23 protein-coding genes, 1 other RNA gene and 1 pseudogene are annotated in these 24707 nt (G+C 58.5%); 17 read left to right on the top strand and 8 right to left on the bottom strand.

The features are described from left to right. Positions 1–6: 6 nt before the first annotated feature. The 3 genes and pseudogenes from ACEN8Z_RS26950 to ACEN8Z_RS26940 form a co-directional block, all read right to left on the bottom strand. Positions 7–894: a nitrilase family protein gene (locus tag ACEN8Z_RS26950; RefSeq protein ID WP_495596214.1), complete on the bottom strand. Its 888-nt coding sequence runs from the start codon at positions 892–894 to the stop codon at positions 7–9. Between the two features lie 205 nt (positions 895–1099). After that, a pseudogene (locus ACEN8Z_RS26945) lies at positions 1100–3047 on the bottom strand (flavin monoamine oxidase family protein). A 206-nt stretch (positions 3048–3253) separates the two neighbouring features. Then, complete coding sequence (locus ACEN8Z_RS26940; RefSeq protein ID WP_495596213.1) at positions 3254–4249, bottom strand: GlxA family transcriptional regulator; 996 nt, start codon at positions 4247–4249, stop codon at positions 3254–3256. A gap of 146 nt (positions 4250–4395) precedes the next feature. On the opposite strand from ACEN8Z_RS26940, the gene ACEN8Z_RS26935 reads away from it, so the two are divergent. Further along, positions 4396–5532 (top strand): acyl-CoA dehydrogenase family protein, encoded by a 1137-nt coding sequence (locus ACEN8Z_RS26935; protein WP_495596212.1) that lies wholly within the window; start codon positions 4396–4398, stop codon positions 5530–5532. Positions 5533–5637: 105 nt separating this feature from the next. On the opposite strand, the gene ACEN8Z_RS26930 is transcribed toward ACEN8Z_RS26935, so the two are convergent. After that, a complete protein-coding gene (locus tag ACEN8Z_RS26930; RefSeq protein WP_495596211.1) occupies positions 5638–6678 on the bottom strand; it encodes an NADP(H)-dependent aldo-keto reductase in 1041 nt (346 codons plus the stop codon). Positions 6679–6923: 245 nt separating this feature from the next. Here ACEN8Z_RS26930 and rplM point away from each other — a divergent pair, with 245 nt between their 5' ends. The 7 genes from rplM to ACEN8Z_RS26895 all read left to right on the top strand — a co-directional run bounded on the left by rplM (position 6924) and on the right by ACEN8Z_RS26895 (position 11812). Then, positions 6924–7352 (top strand): 50S ribosomal protein L13, encoded by a 429-nt coding sequence (rplM, locus tag ACEN8Z_RS26925; RefSeq protein WP_003228062.1) that lies wholly within the window; start codon positions 6924–6926, stop codon positions 7350–7352. A 14-nt stretch (positions 7353–7366) separates the two neighbouring features. Continuing rightward, positions 7367–7759 carry a 30S ribosomal protein S9 gene (gene rpsI / locus ACEN8Z_RS26920; protein WP_003228056.1) on the top strand — a complete coding sequence of 131 codons (393 nt, stop codon included), beginning with the start codon at positions 7367–7369 and terminating at the stop codon, positions 7757–7759. A 268-nt stretch (positions 7760–8027) separates the two neighbouring features. Beyond that, the gene (gene petA / locus ACEN8Z_RS26915; RefSeq protein ID WP_277531659.1) at positions 8028–8621 is read left to right on the top strand and encodes a ubiquinol-cytochrome c reductase iron-sulfur subunit; all 594 of its coding nucleotides are present in this window, start codon (positions 8028–8030) and stop codon (positions 8619–8621) included. Further along, a complete protein-coding gene (locus ACEN8Z_RS26910) occupies positions 8621–9832 on the top strand; it encodes a cytochrome b (protein WP_204932056.1) in 1212 nt (403 codons plus the stop codon). The genes petA and ACEN8Z_RS26910 overlap by 1 nt, the downstream gene beginning before the upstream one ends. Further along, positions 9832–10614, top strand: a complete 783-nt coding sequence (locus ACEN8Z_RS26905; protein WP_495596210.1) for a cytochrome c1 — start codon at positions 9832–9834, stop codon at positions 10612–10614. The genes ACEN8Z_RS26910 and ACEN8Z_RS26905 overlap by 1 nt, the downstream gene beginning before the upstream one ends. A gap of 150 nt (positions 10615–10764) precedes the next feature. Next, entirely contained in the window at positions 10765–11382 is a 618-nt protein-coding gene (locus tag ACEN8Z_RS26900; RefSeq protein WP_007972581.1) for a glutathione S-transferase N-terminal domain-containing protein, read from the top strand. 16 nt (positions 11383–11398) lie between these two features. Next, positions 11399–11812 carry a ClpXP protease specificity-enhancing factor gene (locus tag ACEN8Z_RS26895; RefSeq protein ID WP_085715923.1) on the top strand — a complete coding sequence of 138 codons (414 nt, stop codon included), beginning with the start codon at positions 11399–11401 and terminating at the stop codon, positions 11810–11812. A gap of 149 nt (positions 11813–11961) precedes the next feature. Here the strand turns inward: ACEN8Z_RS26895 and ACEN8Z_RS26890 are convergent, their stop codons facing one another. The 4 genes from ACEN8Z_RS26890 to ACEN8Z_RS26875 all read right to left on the bottom strand — a co-directional run bounded on the left by ACEN8Z_RS26890 (position 11962) and on the right by ACEN8Z_RS26875 (position 15408). Then, positions 11962–12540 carry a BON domain-containing protein gene (locus ACEN8Z_RS26890; protein WP_007989868.1) on the bottom strand — a complete coding sequence of 193 codons (579 nt, stop codon included), beginning with the start codon at positions 12538–12540 and terminating at the stop codon, positions 11962–11964. Next, positions 12537–13130, bottom strand: a complete 594-nt coding sequence (locus tag ACEN8Z_RS26885) for a phosphoheptose isomerase (protein ID WP_007972584.1) — start codon at positions 13128–13130, stop codon at positions 12537–12539. The genes ACEN8Z_RS26890 and ACEN8Z_RS26885 overlap by 4 nt, the downstream gene beginning before the upstream one ends. 104 nt (positions 13131–13234) lie before the next feature. Further along, positions 13235–13597: a YraN family protein gene (locus tag ACEN8Z_RS26880; RefSeq protein ID WP_111279712.1), complete on the bottom strand. Its 363-nt coding sequence runs from the start codon at positions 13595–13597 to the stop codon at positions 13235–13237. Beyond that, positions 13597–15408: a penicillin-binding protein activator gene (locus tag ACEN8Z_RS26875; RefSeq protein ID WP_495596209.1), complete on the bottom strand. Its 1812-nt coding sequence runs from the start codon at positions 15406–15408 to the stop codon at positions 13597–13599. Before ACEN8Z_RS26875 ends, ACEN8Z_RS26880 begins: the two co-directional genes overlap by 1 nt. Positions 15409–15585: 177 nt before the next feature. On the opposite strand from ACEN8Z_RS26875, the gene rsmI reads away from it, so the two are divergent. From rsmI to mraY, 9 genes are all read left to right on the top strand, one after another. Next, complete coding sequence (gene rsmI / locus ACEN8Z_RS26870) at positions 15586–16491, top strand: 16S rRNA (cytidine(1402)-2'-O)-methyltransferase (RefSeq protein ID WP_495596208.1); 906 nt, start codon at positions 15586–15588, stop codon at positions 16489–16491. A gap of 75 nt (positions 16492–16566) precedes the next feature. Beyond that, positions 16567–16920, top strand: an RNA gene (rnpB, locus tag ACEN8Z_RS26865) — RNase P RNA component class A. Between the two features lie 447 nt (positions 16921–17367). Next, complete coding sequence (gene mraZ / locus ACEN8Z_RS26860) at positions 17368–17823, top strand: division/cell wall cluster transcriptional repressor MraZ (RefSeq protein WP_007989875.1); 456 nt, start codon at positions 17368–17370, stop codon at positions 17821–17823. After that, positions 17820–18767 (top strand): 16S rRNA (cytosine(1402)-N(4))-methyltransferase RsmH, encoded by a 948-nt coding sequence (gene rsmH, locus ACEN8Z_RS26855; protein ID WP_007989877.1) that lies wholly within the window; start codon positions 17820–17822, stop codon positions 18765–18767. The genes mraZ and rsmH overlap by 4 nt, the downstream gene beginning before the upstream one ends. Further along, a complete protein-coding gene (ftsL, locus tag ACEN8Z_RS26850) occupies positions 18764–19057 on the top strand; it encodes a cell division protein FtsL (protein ID WP_007998257.1) in 294 nt (97 codons plus the stop codon). Before rsmH ends, ftsL begins: the two co-directional genes overlap by 4 nt. Then, complete coding sequence (locus ACEN8Z_RS26845; protein ID WP_177318981.1) at positions 19057–20796, top strand: peptidoglycan D,D-transpeptidase FtsI family protein; 1740 nt, start codon at positions 19057–19059, stop codon at positions 20794–20796. Before ftsL ends, ACEN8Z_RS26845 begins: the two co-directional genes overlap by 1 nt. Continuing rightward, positions 20796–22259, top strand: a complete 1464-nt coding sequence (locus ACEN8Z_RS26840; protein ID WP_495596207.1) for a UDP-N-acetylmuramoyl-L-alanyl-D-glutamate--2,6-diaminopimelate ligase — start codon at positions 20796–20798, stop codon at positions 22257–22259. Before ACEN8Z_RS26845 ends, ACEN8Z_RS26840 begins: the two co-directional genes overlap by 1 nt. Beyond that, positions 22252–23619 (top strand): UDP-N-acetylmuramoyl-tripeptide--D-alanyl-D-alanine ligase, encoded by a 1368-nt coding sequence (locus tag ACEN8Z_RS26835; protein WP_495596206.1) that lies wholly within the window; start codon positions 22252–22254, stop codon positions 23617–23619. The genes ACEN8Z_RS26840 and ACEN8Z_RS26835 overlap by 8 nt, the downstream gene beginning before the upstream one ends. Further along, positions 23619–24701 (top strand): phospho-N-acetylmuramoyl-pentapeptide-transferase, encoded by a 1083-nt coding sequence (gene mraY / locus ACEN8Z_RS26830; protein ID WP_007998264.1) that lies wholly within the window; start codon positions 23619–23621, stop codon positions 24699–24701. Before ACEN8Z_RS26835 ends, mraY begins: the two co-directional genes overlap by 1 nt. Positions 24702–24707: the final 6 nt, after the last annotated feature.

The raw sequence follows: 24707 nt of genomic DNA, 5'->3' as shown, positions 1-24707 counted from the left end.
TCCTGATCAACGTGGGAGGCAAGGGTGTTGGGTGTAGCCGAGCATCTGATCGTAAAGATCGGCTCGGCGATCGCGATGCAGATCGTTCAGGTTGTTCCAGATGGGCGCACTGCGGGAGCTGCTCAGGTCAACATCGGCAAACAGGATTTCCTGCCTGTCTGCCGAAGCCACGGCGCCTATCGGCCAGCCGTTGGTTCCGGCAATCAACGAGCAACCCAGGTAGCGCGCGCCGCGCTCCTCGCCGATCCGGCTGGCGGCAGCGATAAACACGTTGTTGACGTGAGCGGCGGTCATCGTCAGATACGACGCCATGCACTTACCGGCATCGTCGAACAGCGGCGGCGGTGTCCAGACCCAGTTGTTCAGGCTGCAAATGATGTCTGCGCCTTGCTGGGCGAGGATCCGTGGCACCTCCGGGAACCAGATGTCCCAGCAGATCAACAGCCCGATGCGGCCGATCGGTGTGTCGAAAACCGGGAAACCCAGGTCGCCTGGGGTGAACCAGAGCTTCTCCAGATTCCACAAATGGGCTTTGCGGTACTTGCCGATAAAACCGTCTGGTCCCACCAGAACGCCGGTGTTGAAGAGTCGCATGCCATCGCGTTCGGCCAGACCGGCCACGAGGTAAACGTTGTGTTCTCGGGCGAAGTCGATCCAGCACTGCACGCTTGGCCCGTCGGGAACCGCCTCGGCATGGGCGAAGGCATCCTGTCGATTGCTGAAGAAATAGCCGGTATTGGAAAGCTCGGGCAGAACGATGAGATTCGCACCGCCGTTTACCGCTTCAAGCGCCAATTCCAGGCTGCGACGCAGATTACCTACACATTTCTCGATGCCGACTTGTGGATCGAATTGCACGACTGCTACACGAACAGGGCTTGTTGGCTCAGTCATTCCGTCGTTCCTCTTTTTATTGTTTTTCAAGCTGTTAAATGGCGTGTGTATAAGAGGGGAATCAGGAATGGGGTGTAAGTCAGCTACTTCCGTTTAGGTCGTAGTCCTTGTCCTAAAATGGATCAGAGTGATATTTGATGGCAGTGGGCAGCCGGTGCGAGGGGTAGAGCCATGTATTGCGTGCATGGCTCTGGAACGGGGGGGATCAGATTTTGAGTTGGTAGTGCGGGTAGTCGCTCAAGGAAAATCCGCCATTGAAGGTCGCGGCGGTTTTGTTGCAGATATGAATTACCGCATCGACAGCACCGCGAAAACATGGCTCCGTCCAACCGGCATCGACGGAAAATGACTCGCCGGACAAATACAAGCCTGATACATGAGCAAGGTCTCGGTTGTACTTCATCAGGGTGACGGCATCGTAGTAGGTGCCCGGTCGGTAAAGCTTGGCACAGCCCAGCGCATTTTCATCAGTGATCCAACGCTGAACCACCGCTTGATCAATGCTGATGTAGGGAGAGATTTTTTCCTGGATGTTGGAAGAGTTCATGAGTATGCGATCCAGCTCTTCGGCGCATTTTGATACCAACTCCGTATCGCTGAATGCGGCGAGCTTGGTTGCGTCATCTTCCCAGGTGTAACTCAGCAGGATGCAGTCATAGCTGTAATTTTCGTTGTAGCGGTAGGTATAGACATCGTGGATAAAACTGTCGGTTACGATGGCTTGCGGGATGTTTTTGTTTTTCGAGAGAAATGATTTTTTCAGTGGTGCAAACACTTTGCAGCTAGTTTCCCAGTGTGCGGTTTTGTAGGCGTTAATCGTCTCGAAAGGAAGCATCTCCCGGGTGAAATTTTCGAGCTTGATACGAGTTTCAATCAGCCAGGAGGGTAGTGTCATGATGACCGAGTCAAAGTCATCAAATTGTTCCTGGATTTGCTCGGGTTGACTGTGTTTTCAGTTGTAATAGACGCGTATTTTTTGATTGGTCAGCTTTTCCAGTTTTGTGACGGATGAGTCGGTGAGAAGCCCATTGCTTCTTTCGAGGCAATGTTCGTAGATGGACTTTCCGGTTTCGTCGGTTTTCATAAACAGCAGGCATTCGTCCAAAGCGGCGAGGCCAATGTAGCGGGGCCTGTCGAAACTCTGCCCCATTGAGTCAAAAACGGCTTCGCTATTCAGGTAGGGCGAATCCAGTGGATCGCCGTTTGAGTCCACTCGACCATGGATCAGTTGCAATTGGCTGCTGAAGCCGAAAATCGCGGTACGCAGAGGGTAGAGGCAGCAGACGTCGTAAAAAGCTCCCCAGCTACCGTCACCTATACCTATCGCGTAAAAAATTGCGGACTCTTGCGCAGACATTCCCATTCCGCCGAAATCCCCGGGTGAGCGGGCATCCCAAGCTTTCAGTGCTGGCATGCTGACCAGATCGCGGAACGAGACACTCTCGTATTTTTCAACGATAGAAGCCCATATGGCTTCCCATTCCTGGCTCGCATAGAGCTCAGCAACGTGGCGGGTCATACGATCGGCAAAGGCTTTCCACTTGGAATAAACCTCTTGCAATTCATCGCCGGGAGGTGGTGTGACGCCGTCTTCGTTTTTCCATATCAACATTTGCGGCGCCGATCCGCCGCCCATGCTGCCCTCCCGGAGATAGATGCCTGTCGAGTTAACCCATTGGCTACCGGGGTTGGCGAAGTCTGAAAACGCCAATTCAAATTGATTGGCGTAGTAAGCCATCAGCGACCGACCTCCTGTCGGTGGCTCATCCGCCCGGTTGAAGAAGGGCATGCGCATGGCGCCCATTTCAAACGGCGTATGGCTTGCTGCCGCGTTTCGGCTACCGGGAACGGTCAGATGCCTGCCGCCGATGCGTCTGGATTGTTCGATGAGAGTGATATGGGTAAAACCGCAGCGATAGAGTTCTCTGGCGGCGGTCAGGCCGGTGACGCCGGCGCCGATAATGCAGATTTTATGTTGCGGGTCAGTTGCCCTGGCGATGCCGTTTTCCTGTTCTACCAGCGCACGATAGTCAAAGCACAAATCCGGCGGATTGGGAAAGCGAGCCGCCCATTTGTTTTTAGCCGAGCGCTTTGTTCGGACGGCCTCCTTGGCGATGTATGAAAGGGTAGTTGTAGCTTGATCCGATAGTCATGGTTGATCTTCCCTGATGGTGTTTGCAGGGAAGATGTTGAAGTTTTTTAAGGGGCTGCGTCTGTGGGCAGGGTTGGGTTCTCCGGCGCTCTGTATTCTGCTTTTTGCGTAGGAAAATGCACAGCGAAAGAACTGCGTGGCCGGAGCAAGATTCAATGTGGAAGCGAGTAGGCCCGCTCCCACATTGGGTTTGTGTTGGGCCTGGATCTACGCAGCTTGCTGAAACTGCTGCCGGTACTGGTTCGGCGACAACTCCGTGTGTTGGCGGAACAACCGGGCGAAGAAGCTCGCATCGTCGTAACCGACTTCGTAACTGATGGTCTTGATGCTCTTGCGACTGCCGGACAGCAAGCCCTTTGCGGTTTCGATGCGCAGGCGTTGCAGGTAATGCAGCGGTTTGTCACCGGTGGCGGTCTGGAAGCGGCGCATGAAGTTGCGGATGCTCATGCCGTGTTCGCGGGCGACGTCTTCGAAACGGAACTTGTCGGCAAAGTGTTCTTCGAGCCAGTGCTGGATCTGCAGGATGATCACGTCCTGATGCAGCTTCTGCCCGCCAAAACCGATGCGTCCTGGCGAGTAACTGCGCTGTACCTCATACAGAATGTCCCGCGCTACGGCCTGGGACACATTGGAACCACAGAAGCGCTCGATCAGGTAAATGTACAGGTCGCATGCCGACGTGGTGCCGCCGGCGCAGTACAGGTTATCGGCATCAGTCAGGTGCTTGTCCTGATTGAGTTGAACCTGGGGGAAGCGTTCGGCGAAGGCATTGAAGAAGCGCCAGTAGGTGGTCGCCTCCTTGCCATTGAGCAGCCCGGCTTCGGCCAGCCAGAAAACGCCGGTCGCCTCGCCGCACAGTACGGCGCCGCGCGCATGTTGCTGGCGCAGCCAAGGCAGGACTTGCGGGTAACGTTTGCAAAGGCTGTCGAAATCGTCCCAGAACGCAGGAAGAACGATGATGTCGGCGTTTTCCAGTCCGCCATCCACCGGAATCAACACATCGCTGAAGGTGCTGACCGGTTTGCCATCGGGGCTGACCAGGCGGGTTTCGAACGCCGGTGTCAGGCCCTGGCCCAGCTGTTTGCCGTAGCGCAGGCTGGCGAGATGGAAGAAATCCTTGGCTTGCAGGAGAGTGGAAGCGAAAACCCGGTCAATGGCCAGGATGCTGACGCGCCGCAGGGGCGTGGAGGCTTGGTTAGACATAATTCAACTTTATTTTTATAGGGGGAAGTGGTCACCAGACGGCTGGATCGTCTTATTTTTTGTCGGATGTGTCCAGTGTCCTGTATCGGAAGCGAGGCATAGTCTCTGAAGGTCAACTCCTTCTAAAAGCAAAGAAAAGGTGCCGCATGATCCCCAGAACCCTGTTCAGTTCCGAGCACGAGCTTTTCCGCGACAGCGTGCGAACGTTCCTCGAAAAGGAGGCGGTGCCGTTCCATGGTCAATGGGAAAAACAAGGCTATATCGACCGCAAACTGTGGAGCAAGGCAGGGGAGGCAGGGATGCTCTGCTCGCACCTGCCGGAAGAGTACGGCGGCCTGGGGGCGGACTTTCTCTACAGCGCGGTGGTGATCGAGGAAGTGGGGCGACTTGGCCTGACCGGCATCGGTTTTTCCCTGCATTCGGACATCGTGGCGCCGTACATCCTGCATTACGGCAGTGAAGCGCTGAAGCAGAAATACCTGCCGAAACTGGTGTCCGGCGAGATGGTTACCGCAATCGCCATGACTGAACCGGGCGCCGGTTCCGATCTGCAAGGGGTAAAAACCACGGCCGTGCTCGATGGCGATGAGTACGTGATCAACGGCTCCAAGACCTTTATCACCAACGGCTACCTGGCCGATCTGGTGATCGTCGTCGCCAAGACCGATCCGAAGGCCGGCGCGAAGGGCACCAGTCTGTTTCTGGTGGAAGCCAATACGCCAGGTTTCGACAAGGGCAAGCGCCTGGAGAAGGTAGGGATGAAAGCCCAGGATACCTCGGAGCTGTTCTTCCAGGACGTTCGTGTGCCCAAGGAAAACCTGCTGGGCCAGGCCGGGATGGGGTTTGCCTACCTGATGCAGGAGTTGCCCCAGGAGCGCCTTACCGTGGCCGTTGGCGGGCTGGCTTCAGCTGAAGCGGCGCTGCAATGGACGCTGGACTACACCCGCGAGCGCAAGGCATTTGGCAAGTCGATCGCGGATTTCCAGAACACCCGGTTCAAACTGGCGGAGATGGCCACGGAAATCCAGATCGGCCGGGTCTTCGTCGACCGCTGCCTGGAACTGCACCTGCAAGGCAAGCTCGACGTGCCGACGGCGGCTATGGCCAAGTACTGGGGCACTGACCTGCAATGCAAGGTGCTCGATGAATGCGTGCAGTTGCACGGTGGCTACGGGTTCATGTGGGAGTACCCGATTGCCCGGGCGTGGGCGGATGCGCGGGTGCAGCGGATCTATGCCGGGACGAACGAGATCATGAAGGAGATCATTGCACGGTCGCTTTGATCTGAGTTGGGCAGGCCAGACGCTATCGCGGGCAAGCCCGCTCCCACAGGTACAGCGTAGTCCTTGTGGGAGCGGGCTTGCTCGCGAAGGCTTTTTAACTGTCGATCAAGGCGCAGGATTCGGGTGATCCTTGTGAATCGCCTCGATCCCCTCCAGCACTTCTTCCGACAACTTCAAGTCGAAACTGGCGATGTTGCTTTCCAGTTGCTCCATTGTGGTCGCGCCAATGATGTTGCTGGTCACGAACGGCTGCTGCGTCACGAACGCCAGGGCCATTTGCGCCGGGTCCAGGCCGTGCTCGCGAGCCAGAGCCACGTAACGGCTGCAGGCAGCTTCAGACTGTGGGTTGAAGTAGCGACTGAAGCGGCTGTAGAGGCTCAGGCGAGCTTTTGGCGGGCGGGCGCCACCTTCGTACTTGCCGGACAGGAAACCGAACGCCAGCGGCGAGTAGGCGAGCAGGCCGCATTGCTCGCGGATGGCAATTTCCGCCAGGCCGACTTCAAAACTGCGGTTGAGCAGGTTGTACGGGTTCTGGATCGACACGGCGCGCGGCCAGCCTCGGGCTTCGGCCAGGGCCAGGAAGCGCATGGTGCCCCACGGCGTCTCGTTGGACAGGCCGATGTGGCGGATCTTGCCGGCCTTCACCTGTTCGTCGAGCGCTTCGAAGGTGTCTTCCAGCGGGGTCAGGTTGGCTTCGATCTTGTGCTTGTAGCCCAGTTGTCCAAAGAAGTTGGTGCTCCGTTCCGGCCAGTGCAACTGGTACAGGTCGATGTAATCGGTCTGCAGGCGCTTGAGGCTGGCGTCCACGGCTTCGGTGATGTGCTGACGATTGTGCCGAAGGTTCTTGTCGCGGATGTAGTCGATGGTGTTGCCGGGGCCGGCGATCTTGCTGGCCAGGATCCAGTCGGCGCGGTCGCCGCGGCTTTTGAAGTAATTGCCGATGTAGAGTTCGGTGGTGGCGTAGGTTTCGGCCTTGGGCGGCACCGGGTACATCTCGGCGGTGTCGATGAAGTTGATCCCGGCGCTCTTGGCCCGCTCAATCTGGGCGAAGGCGTCTGCCTCGCTGTTTTGCTCGCCCCAGGTCATGGTTCCGAGGCAGAGGGCACTCACGTTCAGATTGGTTCGGCCTAGCTGGCGATAGTCCATCGGGTGCTCCTTGGGCAAAACAATCATAAAAGCAGGTTGAATTATTTTTCGCAATCTGCATAATTGCGCACCTCTTTCTGCAGTGGAAGTGATGCGCCGCCGCCGAAGAATCTTGCCGTTGAACGGACGCGCCGACCCGAGCCCCCGAAAGCGTCTGTATCCGGCTGCCTTTGACTTGTCAAAGTACGCACTATTCAGTAAGATCCGCCGTCTAATTTACAGGGCGGCCCCTGAGGCTATAAAGAATGAAAACTTTTACTGCTAAACCGGAAACAGTAAAGCGCGACTGGTTTGTCGTCGACGCTGCTGGTCAGACCCTGGGTCGTCTGGCCACCGAAATCGCGAGCCGTCTGCGTGGCAAGCACAAGCCTGAGTACACTCCTCACGTTGACACCGGCGACTACATCGTCGTAATCAACGCTGAGCAGATCCGTGTTACCGGTGCTAAAACCACTGACAAAATGTACTACTCCCACTCCGGTTTCCCGGGCGGCATCAAGTCGATCAACTTTGAAAAGCTGATCGCCAAGGCCCCTGAGCGCGTGATCGAGACCGCGGTCAAAGGCATGCTGCCTAAGAACCCGCTGGGTCGCGACATGTACCGTAAGCTGAAAGTCTATGCGGGCGCTGCACACCCTCATACTGCTCAGCAGCCCCAAGAACTGAAGATTTAACGGAATAGTTCATTATGTCGGCGACTCAAAATTACGGCACTGGCCGTCGCAAGACCGCAACCGCACGCGTTTTCCTGCGTCCGGGTACTGGTAACATCTCCATCAACAATCGTTCGCTGGATAATTTCTTCGGCCGCGAAACTGCCCGCATGGTAGTTCGTCAGCCGCTGGAATTGACTGAGACTGTCGAGAAGTTCGACATCTACGTCACCGTGATCGGCGGTGGTGTAAGTGGTCAGGCTGGCGCAATCCGCCACGGCATCACTCGCGCTCTGATGGACTACGACGAGACTCTGCGCAGCGCCCTGCGTAAAGCCGGCTTCGTAACCCGCGATGCTCGTGAAGTTGAACGTAAGAAAGTCGGTCTGCGTAAAGCGCGTAAGCGTCCGCAGTACTCGAAGCGTTAATTCGCTTTCACGTTCAAAAAAGAACGCCCAGATTCCTCACGGAGCTGGGCGTTTTTTTGTGCCTGCGATTTATCGAAGAATTGCGCTGTGACAACTTGCCACATCCGTAGACGCCCTATACTACAAGGCTTGGGGGTGATGGGTTCCGGTAATTACCTTGTCAGAATTGGGGCTTTTCATTACCATTCGGCAAAATTTTTATAAGTACACAGATTTACTTAGTAGACGCCTGATTTAACAGGCCACAAAGCTGATGGGAGAGGACTGAATGAGCAATGACGGCGTGAATGCAGGCCGGCGTCGCTTCTTGGTAGCAGCCACATCCGTGGTGGGTGCTGCAGGAGCGGTGGGGGCTGCGGTCCCGTTCGTGGGGTCATGGTTTCCCAGTGCCAAGGCGAAAGCCGCAGGTGCACCGGTGAAAGTGAATGTCAGCAAAATCGAGCCAGGCCAGCAGATGATTGCTGAGTGGCGCGGCCAGCCGGTGTTCATCGTCCGCCGTACACCGGAAATCCTGGGGAATCTGAAGAAGATCGAGGGCCAGCTCGTTGACCCGACCTCCAAGAACTCGACACAACCGACTTACGTTGATCCGCAAACCCGTTCGATCAAGCCTGAGGTTCTGCTGCTGATCGGTATCTGCACGCACCTGGGTTGCTCGCCGACCTTCCGTCCTGAAGTGGCACCTGCGGATCTGGGTAAAGACTGGGTAGGCGGTTATTTCTGCCCTTGCCACGGTTCCCACTACGATCTGGCTGGCCGCGTCTACAAGTCGCAACCTGCGCCTTTGAACCTGCCAGTTCCCCCGCATTCCTATGAGACCGACGACATCATTGTCATTGGCGTCGATACGGAGAAAGCGTGATGAGCAAGTTCATGGATTGGGTTGACGCGCGCTTTCCCGCCACCAAGATGTGGGAAGACCATCTCAGCAAGTATTACGCTCCGAAAAACTTCAACTTCTTCTACTTTTTTGGCTCCCTGGCGCTGCTCGTTCTGGTCAACCAGATCGTTACCGGTGTCTGGCTGACCATGAGCTACAACCCGTCGGCGGAAGAGGCGTTTGCCTCCGTCGAATACATCATGCGTGACGTCGAGTACGGCTCGATCCTGCGTCTGCTGCACTCCACCGGCGCTTCGGCGTTCTTCATCGTGGTCTATCTGCACATGTTCCGTGGCCTGCTCTACGGTTCGTACCAGAAGCCGCGTGAACTGGTGTGGGTCTTCGGCATGCTGATCTACCTGGCGCTGATGGCTGAAGCCTTCATGGGTTACCTGCTGCCGTGGGGCCAGATGTCCTACTGGGGTGCCCAGGTAATCATTTCGCTGTTTGGTGCGATTCCGGTCATCGGCAACGACCTGACCCAGTGGATTCGTGGTGACTATCTGATTTCCGGTATTACCCTGAACCGCTTCTTCGCCTTGCACGTGGTTGCCCTGCCGATCGTTATCCTGGGTCTGGTGGTGCTGCACATCCTGGCGTTGCACGAAGTCGGTTCGAACAACCCGGACGGCGTGGACATCAAGAAACACAAGGACGAAAACGGCATACCGCTGGACGGCATTGCCTTCCACCCGTACTACACCGTGAAAGATATCGTCGGTGTGGTGGTGTTCCTGTTCATCTTCTGCTCGATCGTGTTCTTCTTCCCGGAAATGGGCGGTTACTTCCTCGAAAAGCCGAACTTTGAAGTGGCGAACGCCTTCAAGACTCCAGAGCACATCGCTCCGGTCTGGTACTTCACCCCGTTCTACGCCATCTTGCGCGCGGTTCCGGACAAGCTCTTCGGTGTGATCGCCATGGGCGCGGCCATTGCTGTGCTGTTCGTCCTGCCATGGCTGGACCGTAGCCCGGTCAAGTCGATGCGCTACAAAGGCTGGCTGAGCAAGATCTGGCTCTGGGTGTTCTGCATCGCGTTCGTGATCCTGGGTGTGCTGGGCGTATTGGCCCCAACCCCTGAGCGTACGTTGGTGTCGCAGGTATGTACCTTCCTGTACTTCGCCTACTTCATTCTGATGCCGTTCTACACCCGGCTCGAGAAGACCAAACCGGTTCCGGAAAGGGTGACTGGCTGATGAAAAGACTATTTGCTGTATTGATGCTTGCTGCGCTGCCAGTGTTCGCTTTCGCAGCTGAACACGGTGGTCCTGAGCTTGAAAAAGTCGACATCGACGTTTCCGATAAAGCAGCCATGCAGGACGGCGCGCGTACGTTCGCCAACTACTGCATGGGTTGCCACAGTGCCAAGTTCCAACGCTATGAGCGTGTTGCCGACGACCTGGGTATTCCCCATGAGTTGATGCTGGAAAAGCTGGTGTTCACGGGTGCCAAGATCGGCGACCACATGAGCATCGGCATGCAGCCGGCGGACGCCAAGGCCTGGTTCGGTGCGGCGCCACCGGATCTGACTCTGGTTGCCCGTGTTCGCGGCACCGACTGGCTCTATGGCTACCTGAGATCGTTCTACGAAGATCCTTCGCGCCCGTGGGGTGTGAACAACAAGGTCTTCCCGAACGTGGGCATGCCTAACGTCCTGGCCGGCCTGCAAGGTCGCCAGGTAGTGGGATGCAAACAGGTTCAGATCGTCGAAGGTGGCAAGAAGCAATATGATCCGCTGACCGGTACGCCGTTGACTCATGAGGCGTGCGATCAGTTGACCATCGTGCCGAAAAGCGGTGCCCTGACTGAAGAGCAGTTCGATGAGAAGGTCAAGAATCTGGTAACCTTCCTGGCTTACTCGGCTAACCCGGTTAAGCTGCAACATCAGCGCATTGGTACGTACGTATTGTTGTACCTGGCATTCTTCTTCGTCTTCGCTTACCTGCTCAAGCGCGAATACTGGAAAGACGTGCACTGATAAAGCTTCAAGCTATTGCTGTTAATCGCGCGCGCCCAAGGGCGCCTCTGAAGATGTAGCGAACCTGGTGGTCCAGTCGTTACGGGAGGCGCCCTCTGGGCGCGCTCGTTTTTCCGCTTTCGATAATTTTTACAAGCGAGGAGGATCGCCATGGGCGTGACCAATCGGTTGGCCTGTTACTCCGACCCCGCCGACCACTATTCCCACCGAGTGCGCATCGTACTGGCAGAGAAGGGTGTCAGCGCCGAGATCATTTACGTGGAAGCTGGACGCCAGCCACCTAAACTGATTGAGGTGAACCCTTACGGCAGCTTGCCCACCCTGGTCGATCGTGACCTGGCGTTGTGGGAGTCGACTGTGGTGATGGAATATCTGGATGAGCGTTACCCGCACCCGCCGCTACTGCCGGTTTATCCCGTGGCGCGTGCCAACAGTCGCCTGCTGATACATCGCATTCAGCGAGACTGGTGTGGTCTGGTGGACCTGATTCTGGATTCGCGGACCAAGGAAGCGGCCCGTGCCGTGGCTCGGAAGGAGTTGCGCGAAAGCCTGACGGGCGTGTCGCCACTGTTTGCCGACAAGCCGTTTTTCCTCAGTGAGGAACAAAGTCTGGTGGACTGCTGCCTACTACCAATACTCTGGAGATTGCCGATCCTGGGTATAGAACTGCCGCGGCCGGCCAAGCCGCTGCTTGATTATATGGAGCGCCAGTTTGCGCGTGAGGCTTTCCAGGCGAGTCTGTCTGGTGTCGAACGCGACATGCGCTAAGGCTTAAGGAGCCGCTATGAACTCCAGTCGACCTTATCTGGTCCGCGCGCTCTATGAGTGGATTGTGGACAACGATTGCACCCCGCACATGCTGGTTAATTCCGAGTATCCGTCGGTGCAGGTGCCTCAGGGTTTTGCCAGTGACGGACAGATCGTCCTGAACGTATCGCCACAGGCCGTGCGCCACTTGCACATGGACAACGAGGCGGTCAGTTTCGAGGGGCGCTTTGGTGGCGTGCCGCACACCTTGTACGTGCCTATTGCGTCGATCCTGGGTATCTACGCCCGGGAGAACGGCCAGGGCATGGTGTTTGATCTGGAATCGCCGATGGGCGAGGACGAAGAGATCGAACCGGATGACGATCTTCCACCACCCGACAGTGAGCCGCCGCGTCCAAGCGGTCGACCCAGTCTGAAAGTGGTCAAGTAATAAAAAAGGCGATCCGCAAGGATCGCCTTTTTTATTACGTTGTAGGAGCGAGCTTGCTCGCGAAAAACCTGAAAGCCCTGCGGGTTGTCAGGATTGCCGCGTCATCGTTCACGTCCATCGCAAGCAAGCTCGCTCCTACAAGATGTGGATCAGTCGATGTACTCAAACAACTTCACGATCTTCTGCACGCCGGAAACGCCTTGCACCAGGTTGGTCGCCTGCGCAGCTTCCTGTTTGGTCAGCAGGCCCAGCATGTAGACGATGCCGTTTTCAGTGACGACCTTGATGCGCGAGCCGGGGATGTTCGCATCGGCAAGCATCTGGGTCTTGATCTTGGTGGTCAGCCAGGTGTCGTTCTGGCGTGCCAGCAACGAGGAGGGTGGCAGGATTTGCAGTTCGTTGTGCACCTGCTTCACGCGCTGAACAGCGGCAGCGGCCTGTTCGGCCTTGGCCTTGAGGTCTGCGCGTGGCGTTTGCCCGGCGAGCAGCACTACGCCGTTGAAGCTGGTGACAACGATGTGTGAGTCTTTATCCAGGGCCGGGTCGGCCTTGGCGACGTTCACGCCAACCTTGGTGTCGATCAGGGAATCGTCGATCTTGCTGCCCAGCGTGCGAGTGCCGCGGTCATCTTCAATCGGTGCCTCACGGCTGGCAGTCACTACCGAGGTGCAGCCGCTGATGCCGAGGCACAGGGTCAAGGCCAGTAGGCCAAGGCGATTAGGGGTCATTCTTCACTCCCGAACAATTGGCTGTCGATCAAGTCGCAAAGGCAATGGATCGCCAGCAGGTGGACTTCTTGAATACGAGCGGTGACGTTGGCCGGAACGCGAATTTCGACGTCCTCGGGTAACAGCAGCGACGCCATGCCGCCGCCATCACGCCCCGTTAATGCTACGACAATCATTTCGCGATCATGTGCGGCCTGGATCGCTTGAATTATGTTGGCCGAGTTGCCGCTGGTGGAGATAGCCAGCAACACATCGCCCGGTTGGCCGAGTGCACGGATCTGCTTGGAGAAGATTTCGTTGTAGCTGTAGTCGTTGGCGATCGAGGTGATCGTCGAGCTGTCGGTCGTCAGGGCGATGGCCGGCAGGCTCGGGCGCTCGCGCTCAAAGCGATTGAGCAGCTCGGACGAGAAGTGCTGGGCATCACCGGCAGAGCCGCCGTTGCCACAGGAAAGCATTTTGCCTTCGTTGAGCAGGGCGTTGACCATGACCTGGCTGGCTTGCTCGATGTGCGGTGCAAGTACTTCCATCGCCTGTTGCTTGGTGTCGATACTGGCCTGAAAAAGCTGGCGAATTCGGGATTGCATGTCCATCTGTGTGACCTTAATTAGCGCGGCTGTTCGGCACGTGAATGTGCAGCCCGCAAAGCAAAGAGCAAAAGTGTTGGGTGATAGTGTCCGGTTCGCAATGCCGGCGATCAGCCGTCGAAGGCATTCTGTAGCCAGTTCAACTGATCGAGGTTGCTGTCGATGGCAATCACGTCGAAGCGGCAAGGGGAATTGGCCCAGCGCGACTCGCACTGAAGAAAATACTGCGCGGCGAAAATCAGTTTTTGCCGTTTGCGCTCATCGATGCTATCGAGTGCGCCACCCCATTGAGTGTTTTTTCTGTAGCGGACTTCAACGAATACTACTGTATCGCCATCTAGCATGACCAGATCAAGCTCGCCGCGTTTACACAACCAGTTCTGCGCCAGCAGGCGCAGACCCTGTTGTTGAAGATGCTCGAGCGCATGGCGCTCGGCATCCTTGCCGCTTTGCTGGCGTGACCTGTCAGGCATCAGCGAGCGGTGTCCGGCAGGCGCTGAACCTGGCCATTGGCGAACTCGGCCCATGGCAACTGGCGCACGACCCGCTGGCTCTGAGACATGCCAAGGCTGCCCGACTCACCGTCGATGCGGCTGTCCGGCAGAGACTTGAGCTGGCCCAGACGCGGCGCCAGTCGATAGGCGTCCACGCCCATGGCATACAGGCGCCCCAGGCTGCCGGCGGCTTGAGGCCATTGGGCAGTGACCTGGCGGCGCAGTGGATCATTGGCGTCCAGCAACCATGGCGTCTCGCAGAAGCGAATGCCATTCATGTCGTTGTACTGGTTGACGTCACCGCTGGCGCTGAACACGTGAGAGGTGGCGTAGACCGGCACATCGCCTGCGTACTGGAAGTTCAGGGTCGGTTTGATCTGCTGGGCCTGCTGCGGCGTTGCGGCGAGGAAAATGAACTCGATGTCTTGGCGGCGCGATGGCTGGGCGGCTACTTGAGAGCCAACCGTGCTTTGCAGGCTCTTGGCGCGGCCTTCGCTCTGACGCAGCTGGAACATGTCGGCAATCTGCTGAGCCAACTGGACCGGTTGATCGACGCGTTCGGTGGCGACGATGGTGCCGCCATTGGCTTGCCAATCCTGGCTGAACGCCTTGAGCACGCGGTCGCCCCATTCACCTTTCGGCACCATGATGGCTGCGCGATGCAGGCCGTCGGCGCGAGCGCGGCGCGACACTTCGCGGGCTTCGTCTTCAGCGGCAAGACCGAACTGGAACAGCTGCGCCGGGCCTTGATCGCCCTCGCTGTAGTTCAGCGCCAAGGTGGTGATCGGCAATTGCGGGCGAGAGCTCAACTGTTTCACCAGCGGCTTCTCCAGCGGGCCGACGACCAGTTGCACACCATCGGCCTGGGCCTTGCGGTAGAACTCGTCCATGGAGGTCAGGCGCGAGCTGTCATAAAACTCGATGGCAGGTGGTTTCTGCCCGGCCTGCTGTGCCTGATAGTGAGCGGCCATGAAGCCGTCGCGCAGTGCTTTGCCGACCGAGGCCAACTGGCCGTCCTGAGGCAGCAGCAGGGCGATCTTGTTCAGGGGCTGGCTGGCCAGTTCCTTGAGCTGGGTCAGTGGCTGCGGCAATTGAATGGCTGCCGGGTGTTTCGGATTCTTCGCGCGCCAGTTGTCGATGGCGGCTTGTTGCTGCTCCAGGGTGCCGGCGGATTTCACTGCCAGCGCCAGGGCCATCCAGCCGCCGAGATCGTCGGTGGTGTTTGGCTGCAACTGATCGGTCGGCAGCGAAGCGATCAGGGTCCAGATGGCTTCGTGGTTTTTGCTCGCAGCTTCACCTTTCAGCATCGGGGCGATGAAAATGCGCTCCCGAGCAGCGGCAAGGGTCTGGCCGTCGGCCTCGAGAGCCCGGGCGTGAACGGTTCCGGTGCGGACCTGTTGTTCGGCGGGCAGTTCGCTCAAGCGTTGCATGCTCGGATGGCTCAAGGCGGTCAGCGCGGCCTTGGGCTGGTTGCGGGTCATGGCCAATTCAGCCGCCAGGGTGCTGGCGAAAATCTGTTGGCCCGGCTTGAGTTGCTCGATGGGGACCTGTTGCAGGATTTGCGCGGACTGGCCGGCATTGCCCTGGTGATAGGCCAGGTCGGCAGCGCTCAAGCGCAGCAGGGCCGCATCTTCCGGTGACTTGCTTTGGGCAGCCTTCTCAAGCAACTGCTCGATACTGGCGTCCGGTGTCCGTGGAAGTTCGCCAAGGCTGGAGGAGGGCGAGCTGGCGCAAGCCGCTAGCAAGGCAGCGAGGCAGATGGCAGATAACAGCCGCAGGCAAGCGATCATGTAAGCGTTCCTGATACTCGATCAAATTAGCGTGGAATTGTACCCAAGCACTGGCCGGGGCGCGATGTTACTGGCGTGAATCGGTCAATTTAGCTGGTGTAAATGTTGCGCCAGCGCACAATCGGTCGCCGATGCCGCGTTTGCTTGCGCGTATCGCGAGCCTCGCTACGCGCTACAATGGCGACTTTTACCGATCATGAGGTGTGCGCTTTGACTGCTCCAGGTGCTTTGAATTCCGCTGCTGGCTCGCTTTATGTGGTGGCGACGCCCATCGGCAACCTGGATGACATCAGTGCGCGGGCGCTGAAGATTCTGCGGGAAGTGGCCTTGATCGCGGCGGAAGACACCCGCCATTCCCAGCGCTTGATGCAACACTTCGGCATTGCGACGCCATTGGCGGCCTGCCATGAACACAACGAGCGGGATGAAGGCAGTCGCTTTATCACTCGCCTGCTTGCCGGTGACAGCGTGGCGTTGATCTCCGATGCCGGGACGCCGCTGATTTCCGATCCGGGTTATCACCTGGTGCGGCAGGCCCGGGCTGCGGGGATCAATGTGGTGCCGGTTCCGGGTGCCTGCGCGTTGATTGCGGCGTTATCGGCGGCGGGGCTGCCTTCCGACCGTTTCATTTTCGAAGGTTTTCTGCCGGCCAAGGCTGTGGGCCGGCGAGCGCGCCTCGAGCAGGTAAAGGAAGAACCTCGCACTTTGATCTTCTATGAGGCTCCGCATCGCATCCTTGAATGCCTGCAAGACATGGAGCTGGTGTTCGGCCCCGAGCGCCTGGCGCTACTTGCCCGTGAGCTGACCAAGACGTTTGAAACCCTCAAGGGGCTGCCGCTGGCGGAGTTGCGCGAGTTTGTCGAGTCGGACAGCAATCAGCAGCGCGGCGAGTGCGTGGTGTTGGTGGCGGGCTGGTCCGCTCCCGAGGAGGAGGGTGCCGTCAGCAGTGAGGCGATGCGCATCCTCAACCTGCTGCTCGAAGAAATGCCGCTCAAGCGTGCGGCGGCGTTGGCCGCGCAAATCACCGGCGAGCGAAAGAATGTGCTGTACCAGATCGCGCTGGATCAGCAGAAGGGCGAGTAAAACCCGACGCACAGGCGTGCTCAAAGGCGCTTAGCGCTTGTTCTTCGGGCGCTCTGCCGGTAACCTTCGCAGCGGAGAGTCGATCGGACAGTCGCTGCCCTCTATGAAAATTAGGGGGGGGAGGAAAGTCCGGGCTCCATAGGGCGAAGTGCCAGGTAATGCCTGGGAGGCGTGAGCCTACGGAAAGTGCCACAGAAAATAACCGCCTAAGCGCTTCGGCGCCGGTAAGGGTGAAAAGGTGCGGTAAGAGCGCACCGCACGTCTGGCAACAGTTCGTGGCTAGGTAAACCCCACTTGGAGCAAGACCAAATAGGGTCCCAAGGCGTGGCCCGCGCTGGGACCGGGTAGGTTGCTAAAGATGTCCAGTGATGGCCATCGTAGACGAATGACTGTTCAAGACAGAACCCGGCTTACAGATCGACTCTCCACCTTTTTCTCCCCTCTGCTTAAATCATTGAGCAAGGGGATGGTGATAGCAATTTCCCTCCTTGCACAAACGTCGGGAGAAGCGGTTTTGTGATATCGATTAGCCCGCGCCTGTAGGAATCGCATAAACTCCACGCAGCACCGGTTTCCCTCCTTGCACATTCATCCGCAGAACCACTTTTGTAATACCAAAAAAATCTTACTCTTAATAAATTACTTTAACTTCCGAACGCAGCCTCCTGTGCTGATTCAAGTTATCGGACAGTTTCATCTGCCGGATTCTCGTTGCTCCTCCTTCAATGCTCCTAAATCTCAGTTCTGTAAGGGTTTTCCTTTAACCCGCGCCTTGACGGTGTGGTGGGCGCATTCCTATAGTGTGCACAAGTGGCGGAAAGTGGCATGAAGTGGGTTTTTTGAACTCAAAACGCTAGAATTTGGAGAAACGCTGACGTGTTTCGCGGAGCCAACGCTATCAGTCTCGATGCAAAGGGCCGTCTCGCCATGCCGAGCCGGTACCGTGACGAGCTCGTTTCGCGTAGTTCCGGTCAGTTGATCGTCACGATTGATGCCGTTGATCCATGTTTGTGTGTTTACCCGCTCGATGAGTGGGAAATTATTGAAACCAAACTGCGCGCACTGCCTTCGCTTCGTGAAGAGAACCGCCGCCTGCAACGTTTACTGATTGGTAATGCCGTCGACCTCGAGCTCGATGGCAGTGGTCGTTTTCTGGTTCCGCCGCGTCTTCGTGAATATGCCAAGTTGGATAAACACGCGATGTTGGTAGGCCAACTGAACAAGTTCCAATTGTGGGACGAGGATGCCTGGAACGCGGTTTCTGCCGCTGACCTGGCTGCCATTCAACAACCGGGCGCTATGCCTGATGAACTGCGTGATTTGATCCTGTGACTATTGATAGCGGCTTTAACCACATCACCGTACTGCTTGACGAAGCCGTCGAGGCTCTCGCCGTACGTCCTGATGGCTGCTATCTGGACGGCACGTTCGGGCGCGGCGGGCACAGCCGGTTGATCCTCAGTCAGCTCGGTCCCGATGGTCGGTTGCTCGGATTCGATAAAGATCCACAAGCGATTGCCACCGGGCAGACGCTAGCGGCCGAAGACGGCCGCTTTGTCGTTGTGCAGCGCAGCTTTGCCGAACTCGGTGCCGAAGTGGCCGAGCGTGGGATGAACGGCAAGGTCAGCGGTGTGTTGCTCGATCTGGGCGTGTCTTCGCCGCAACTTGACGATCCTGAGCGCGGCTTCAGTTTCCTCAACGATGGTCCGCTGGACATGCGCATGGATCCGTCCCGCGGAATCAGCGCTGCCGAATTCGTCAACACCGCTCCCGTGGAAGAAATCGCCCGGGTGTTCAAGGAATACGGCGAAGAGCGTTTTTCCGGTCGCATGGCCCGTGCCGTGGTCGAGCGCCGCGACATCAAGCCATTCGAGCGCACCGGTGACCTGGCCGAAGTCCTGAAAGTCGCCAACCCGGCATGGGAAAAGGGCAAGAACCCTGCAACCCGTGCATTCCAGGGGTTGCGTATTCACGTCAACAACGAACTGGGTGATCTGGAAACCGGCCTCGAAGCCGCACTGGATTGCCTGGAAGTGGGCGGTCGCCTGGTGGTGATCAGCTTCCACTCGCTGGAAGACCGTATCGTCAAACTGTTCATGCGCAAGCTGGTGAAAGGCGAAGCCGATAACCTGCCGCGCAACCTGCCGGTTCGGCATGTCGCCTTCGAACCGAAAATCAAAGTCCATGGCAAAGCGCAGACGGCCTCTGACGCCGAACTCAAAGCCAACCCACGTTCCCGTAGCGCTGTCATGCGTGTGGCGGAGAAGCTGCGGTGAGCAAGCTTTTCGCCAAGCCACTGCCCGGCGGAAGCTTCTTCATGCTGCTGCTGTTTGTTGGCGTGCTCGTGTCGGCTATCGGCGTTTCTTACAGCGCGCACTGGAATCGCCAGTTGCTGAACTCGCTGTACAACGAGTTGAGCGTGCGCGACAAGGCCCAGGCCGAGTGGGGCCGGTTGATTCTGGAGCAGAGCACCTGGACGGCCCATAGCCGTATCGAAGTGCTGGCTACCGAACAATTGAAAATGCACATACCCGGTGCTGCTGACGTGAAGATGGTGGCGCCATGATGAAACTCGAAGGCGCACTCTTTCCTTGGCGGTTCCGCGTGGTGCTGGGGTTGCTCGGCATCATGGTAGCCGCGATTGCCTGGCGCATCATCGACCTGCAGGTGGTTGACCGTGACTTCCTCAAAGGTCAGGGCGATGCGCGCAGCGTCCGTCATATTCCGATTCCGGCTCACCGTGGTCTGATCACCGACCGTAACGGCGAGCCTTTGGCCGTCAGTACCCCGGTGACTACGCTGTGGGCCAACGCCAAGGAAATGCAGCTGGAAAAAGACAAGTGGCCAGCACTGGCCGCCGCGCTGGGGCAAGATCCCAAAGCCCTGACCGAGCGTCTTGAAGCCCAGGCCAACAAAGAATTCATTTACCTGGTGCGCGGGCTGACGCCTGAGCAGGGTCAGGCCGTGCTCGACCTGAAGGTACCGGGTGTCTACGGCATTGAGGAGTTCCGGCGCTTTTATCCTGCCGGCGAAGTCACCGCCCATATGGTCGGGTTTACCGACATCGACGATCACGGTCGTGAAGGCGTCGAACTGGCCTACGACGAGTGGCTGGCCGGGGTCCCCGGCAAGCGTCAGGTGATCAAGGACCGGCGCGGCCGGTTGATCAAGGATGTCCAGGTCACCAAAAACGCCAAGGCCGGCAAGCCCTTGGCGTTGTCCATTGACCTGCGCCTGCAATACCTGGCCAACCGCGAATTGCGCAACGCGATCATCGAGAACGGCGCCAAGGCAGGCAGCCTGGTGATCATGGACGTGAAGACCGGCGAGATTCTCGCAATGGTCAACCAGCCGACCTACAACCCGAACAACCGTCGCAATCTGCAACCGGCGATGATGCGTAACCGCGCGATGATCGACGTGTTCGAACCGGGTTCGACCATGAAAGCGATTTCCATGAGCGCCGCGATTGAAACCGGGCGCTGGAAGCCGAGCGATACCGTCGAGGTGTACCCGGGCAGCTTGCAGATTGGTAAATACACCATCAAGGACGTGTCCAAGACCGAAGGTCCGGTGCTCGACCTGACTGGCATTCTGATCAATTCCAGTAACGTCGGGATGAGTAAGGTCGCATTCGACATCGGCGGTGAAACCATTTTCCGTCTGGCACAGAAGGTCGGCCTCGGTCAGGACACTGGCCTGGGCTTCCCGGGCGAGCGCGTCGGCAACCTGCCGAACTACCGCGAATGGCGCAAGGCAGAAACCGCCACGCTGTCCTACGGCTACGGTATTTCCGTGACTGCGATCCAGTTGGTCCACGCCTTCTCGGCCCTGGCCAACAACGGCCGCCTCGCGCCGCTGACCCTGATCAAGACCGACAAGGCGCCGCAAACCACCCAGGTGTTGCCGGAGGCGGTCGCGAAAACCATGCAAGGCATGCTGCAACAAGTAATCGAGGCCCCACGCGGTGTGTTCCGCGCGCAAGTGCCGGCGTATCACGTGGGCGGCAAGTCAGGTACTGCACGTAAAACGTCGGTCGGCACCAAGGGTTACGCCGAGAACTCGTACCGCTCGTTGTTCGCCGGTTTCGGCCCGATGAGTGATCCGCGCTACGCCATAGTGGTCGTAATCGATGAGCCGACCAAGGCCGGTTACTTCGGCGGCCTGGTTTCCGCGCCGGTGTTCAGTCGCGTGATGTCGGGCACCCTGCGCCTGATGAACATTACGCCGGACAACCTGCCACCCACTCAACAAGCGAACGCAACACCGGTCGTTCCGCTGAAAGCTAACGGAGGGCGCGGCTGATGTCTCTGAGCCTGAACAAAATATTCCCCCACGCCGGCCACGATCTGCTGATTCGCGAACTCGCCCTGGACAGCCGCAATGTGCGCGCGGGCGATCTGTTCCTCGCCGTGCCGGGCGGGAAATTCGATGGGCGCGCGCATATTGCCGACGCCTTGCAACGCGGCGCTGCTGCGGTGGCCTATGAAGTAGAAGGCGCCACAGTCCTGCCGATCACTGAAGTGCCGTTGATTCCGGTCAAAGGTCTGGCCGCGCAACTGTCGGACATCGCCGGGCGTTTTTATGGCGAGCCGAGCCATCACCTGAACCTGGTGGGCGTGACCGGCACCAACGGCAAGACCAGCGTGACGCAATTGGTCGCCCAGGCACTGGACCTGCTCGGCCAGCACTGCGGCCTGGTCGGCACGCTCGGTTCCGGTTTTTACGGCGCGCTGGAAAGCGGTCTGCACACAACGCCGAACCCGATTGCCGTGCAAGCGACCCTGGCGGACCTGAAAAAGGCCGGGGCCAAAGCCGTGGCGATGGAGGTTTCTTCCCATGGCCTGGACCAGGGCCGAGTGACCGCTTTGGCCTTCGATGTGGCGGTGATGACTAACCTGTCCCGCGATCACCTGGATTACCACGGCACCATGCAGGCTTACGGCGAAGCCAAGGCCCGGCTGTTTGCCTGGAATGATTTGAAATGCCGCGTGGTCAACCTCGACGACGATTTTGGCCGGCAACTGGCGACTGATGAGGGTGAGTCGCGGCTGATCACTTACAGCCTGGAAGACTCGCGCGCTTACCTGTATTGCCGCGAGGCGCAGTTCAATGACGAAGGCGTGCGTGCCACGCTGGTTACGCCGCAAGGCGAGCACCATTTGCGCAGCACCTTGCTCGGCCGTTTCAACCTGAGCAACGTGTTGGCTGCGGTCGGGGCGTTGCTCGGCCTGGACTATGCGTTGGACGAAATCCTCCAGGTGCTGCCGAAGCTTGAAGGCCCCGCCGGTCGCATGCAGCGCCTGGGTGGCGGTACTCAGCCATTGGTGGTGGTCGATTACGCCCACACCCCGGATGCCCTGGAAAAAGTACTGCTGGCCCTGCGTCCACACGCCAAGGGCCGGTTGCTGTGCCTGTTTGGCTGTGGCGGTGACCGTGATCGCGGCAAGCGTCCGTTGATGGCCGAAGTGGTCGAGCGCCTGGCCGATGGCGTGCTGGTGACCGATGACAACCCGCGTACGGAAGATCCGTCAGTGATTTTCGATGATATCCGTGCCGGTTTCGCGGCTGTGGATAAAGTGGAGTTCGTTGCCGGTCGTGGTCAGGCGATTGCCCGTTTGATCGCCAGCGCTTCGGTGGACGACGTGATTGTCCTGGCCGGCAAAGGTCACGAGGACTATCAGGAAATCAACGGCGAGCGTCACGCCTTCTCCGATCTGGTCGAGGCCGATCATGCCTTGACCGCGTGGGAGGTGGCCCATGCTTAAGGCCTTGAAGCTGAGCGAACTGACCGGCGTGCTCAATGCTCGCCTGGTATCCGCCGATGCCAGTTTCGACGGTGTCAGCATCGACAGTCGTGCGATCAAGCCGGGTCAGCTGTTTATTGCCCTGACCGGGCCACGTTTCGATGGTCATGATTATCTGAATGACGTGGCAGCCAAAGGCGCCGTCGCAGCGCTGGTCGAACGTGAAGTCGTCGACAGTACGCTGCCGCAACTGCTGGTCAAGGACACCCGTCTGGCACTGGGACAACTGGGTGCGTTGAATCGTGCCGCGTTCACCCAACCCGTTGCCGCCGTGACCGGCTCCAGCGGCAAGACCACGGTCAAGGAAATGCTGGCGAGCATCCTGCGCACGCGTGGCGCAGTGCTGGCGACCCGTGGCAACCTGAACAACGACCTCGGCGCACCGCTGACATTGATCGAGCTGGCGCCGGAACACACTGCGGCCGTGATCGAACTGGGCGCCTCGCGCCTGGGTGAAATTGCCTACACCGTCGGCCTGACCAAGCCGCACGTGGCCATTCTCAATAACGCCGGGACCGCCCACGTCGGTGAGTTCGGCGGCCCGGAAAAGATCGTCGAGGCCAAGGGCGAGATTATCGAAGGGCTGGATGCCGATGGTGTCGCCGTTCTCAATCTCGACGACAAGGCATTCGGAATCTGGAAGGCACGCGCCGGTGATCGCAAAGTGCTGACGTTTGCGTTGAGCAACACCAGCGCCGATTTCTACGCCAGTGACCTGGCCACTGATGCCCGCGGTTGCCCGGCGTTCAACCTGCACAGCCCTGAAGGTGTGGAGCGCGTTCAACTGAACCTGCTCGGCACCCATAACGTCGCCAATGCCATGGCCGCCGCCGCTGCCGCTCATGCCCTGGGTGTGTCGCTGTTCGGAATCGCCACCGGCCTTGGCGCGGTGCAACCGGTCAAGGGTCGAACCGTCGCGCAATTGGCCAGCAATGGCATGCGCGTGATCGATGACACTTACAACGCTAACCCCACCTCCATGTGCGCTGCCGTTGATATACTGGCCGGCTTTTCCGGTCGCACCGTCCTGGTGCTCGGGGATATCGGCGAGTTGGGCGAGTGGGCGGAGCAGGGGCACCGCGACGTGGGCGAGTACGCCCGTGGCAAGGTTTCTGCGCTGTACGCCGTCGGGCCAATGATGGCTCATGCGGTGAACGCATTCGGCCCACAGGCTTTTCATTTCAGCACGCAGGCTGAACTGATCAAGGCCCTGGGCGCCGAGCAAGACACAAACACCACCATTTTGATCAAGGGGTCGCGCAGCGCTGCGATGGAAAACGTCGTCGCCGCTTTGTGCGGGTCCAGTCTGGAGAAACATTAATGCTGCTGCTGCTAGCGGAGTATCTGCAACAGTTCTACAAAGGCTTCGCGGTCTTCCAGTACCTGACCCTGCGCGGGATTCTCGGTGTACTGACCGCGCTGGTTTTGTCGCTGTGCTATGGCCCATGGATGATCCGCACGTTGCAGAACCGTCAGATCGGTCAATCCGTTCGCAATGACGGCCCGCAGTCGCACCTGTCAAAGTCGGGTACGCCCACCATGGGCGGCGCGCTGATTCTGTCGTCCATCGGTGTCAGCACCCTGCTTTGGGCTGACCTGAGCAACCGTTACGTCTGGGTCGTACTGCTGGTGACCTTGCTGTTCGGCGCCATCGGCTGGGTCGACGACTACCGCAAGGTGATCGAGAAGAACTCCCGTGGCCTGCCAAGCCGCTGGAAGTACTTCTGGCAGTCGGTATTTGGCCTGGGCGCGGCGATCTTTCTGTATGTGACAGCCGCCACTCCGGTGGAGACCACGCTGATCCTGCCGATGCTCAAGGACTACAGCATTCCGCTGGGCGCAGGCTTCATTGTCCTGACCTATTTCGTGATTGTCGGCTCGAGCAACGCGGTCAACCTGACCGACGGCCTCGACGGCCTGGCGATCATGCCGACGGTGATGGTTGGCGGCGGCCTGGGCATCTTCTGCTACCTGTCGGGTAACGTGAAGTTCGCCGAATACCTGCTGATCCCTTATGTACCGGGCGCTGGTGAACTGATCGTGTTCTGTGGCGCACTGATCGGAGCCGGCCTGGGTTTCCTCTGGTTCAACACCTATCCGGCACAAGTCTTCATGGGTGACGTCGGCGCACTGGCGCTGGGCGCAGCCCTGGGCACCATCGCGGTGATCGTCCGCCAGGAAATCGTCCTGTTCATCATGGGCGGCGTGTTCGTGATGGAAACCCTGTCAGTCGTAATTCAGGTCGCCTCTTTTAAACTGACCGGTCGCCGCGTGTTCCGCATGGCGCCCATTCACCACCACTTTGAACTCAAGGGCTGGCCCGAGCCACGTGTGATCGTCCGTTTCTGGATCATCACCGTGATTCTCGTGCTGATTGGCCTTGCCACCCTGAAGCTGAGGTAGAAACTC

The sequence above is a fragment of the Pseudomonas sp. Pseusp10 genome, assembly GCF_059492225.1.
The sequence above is the reverse complement of the archived record's forward strand: the minus strand, read 5'-3'. Positions and strand labels throughout refer to the sequence as shown.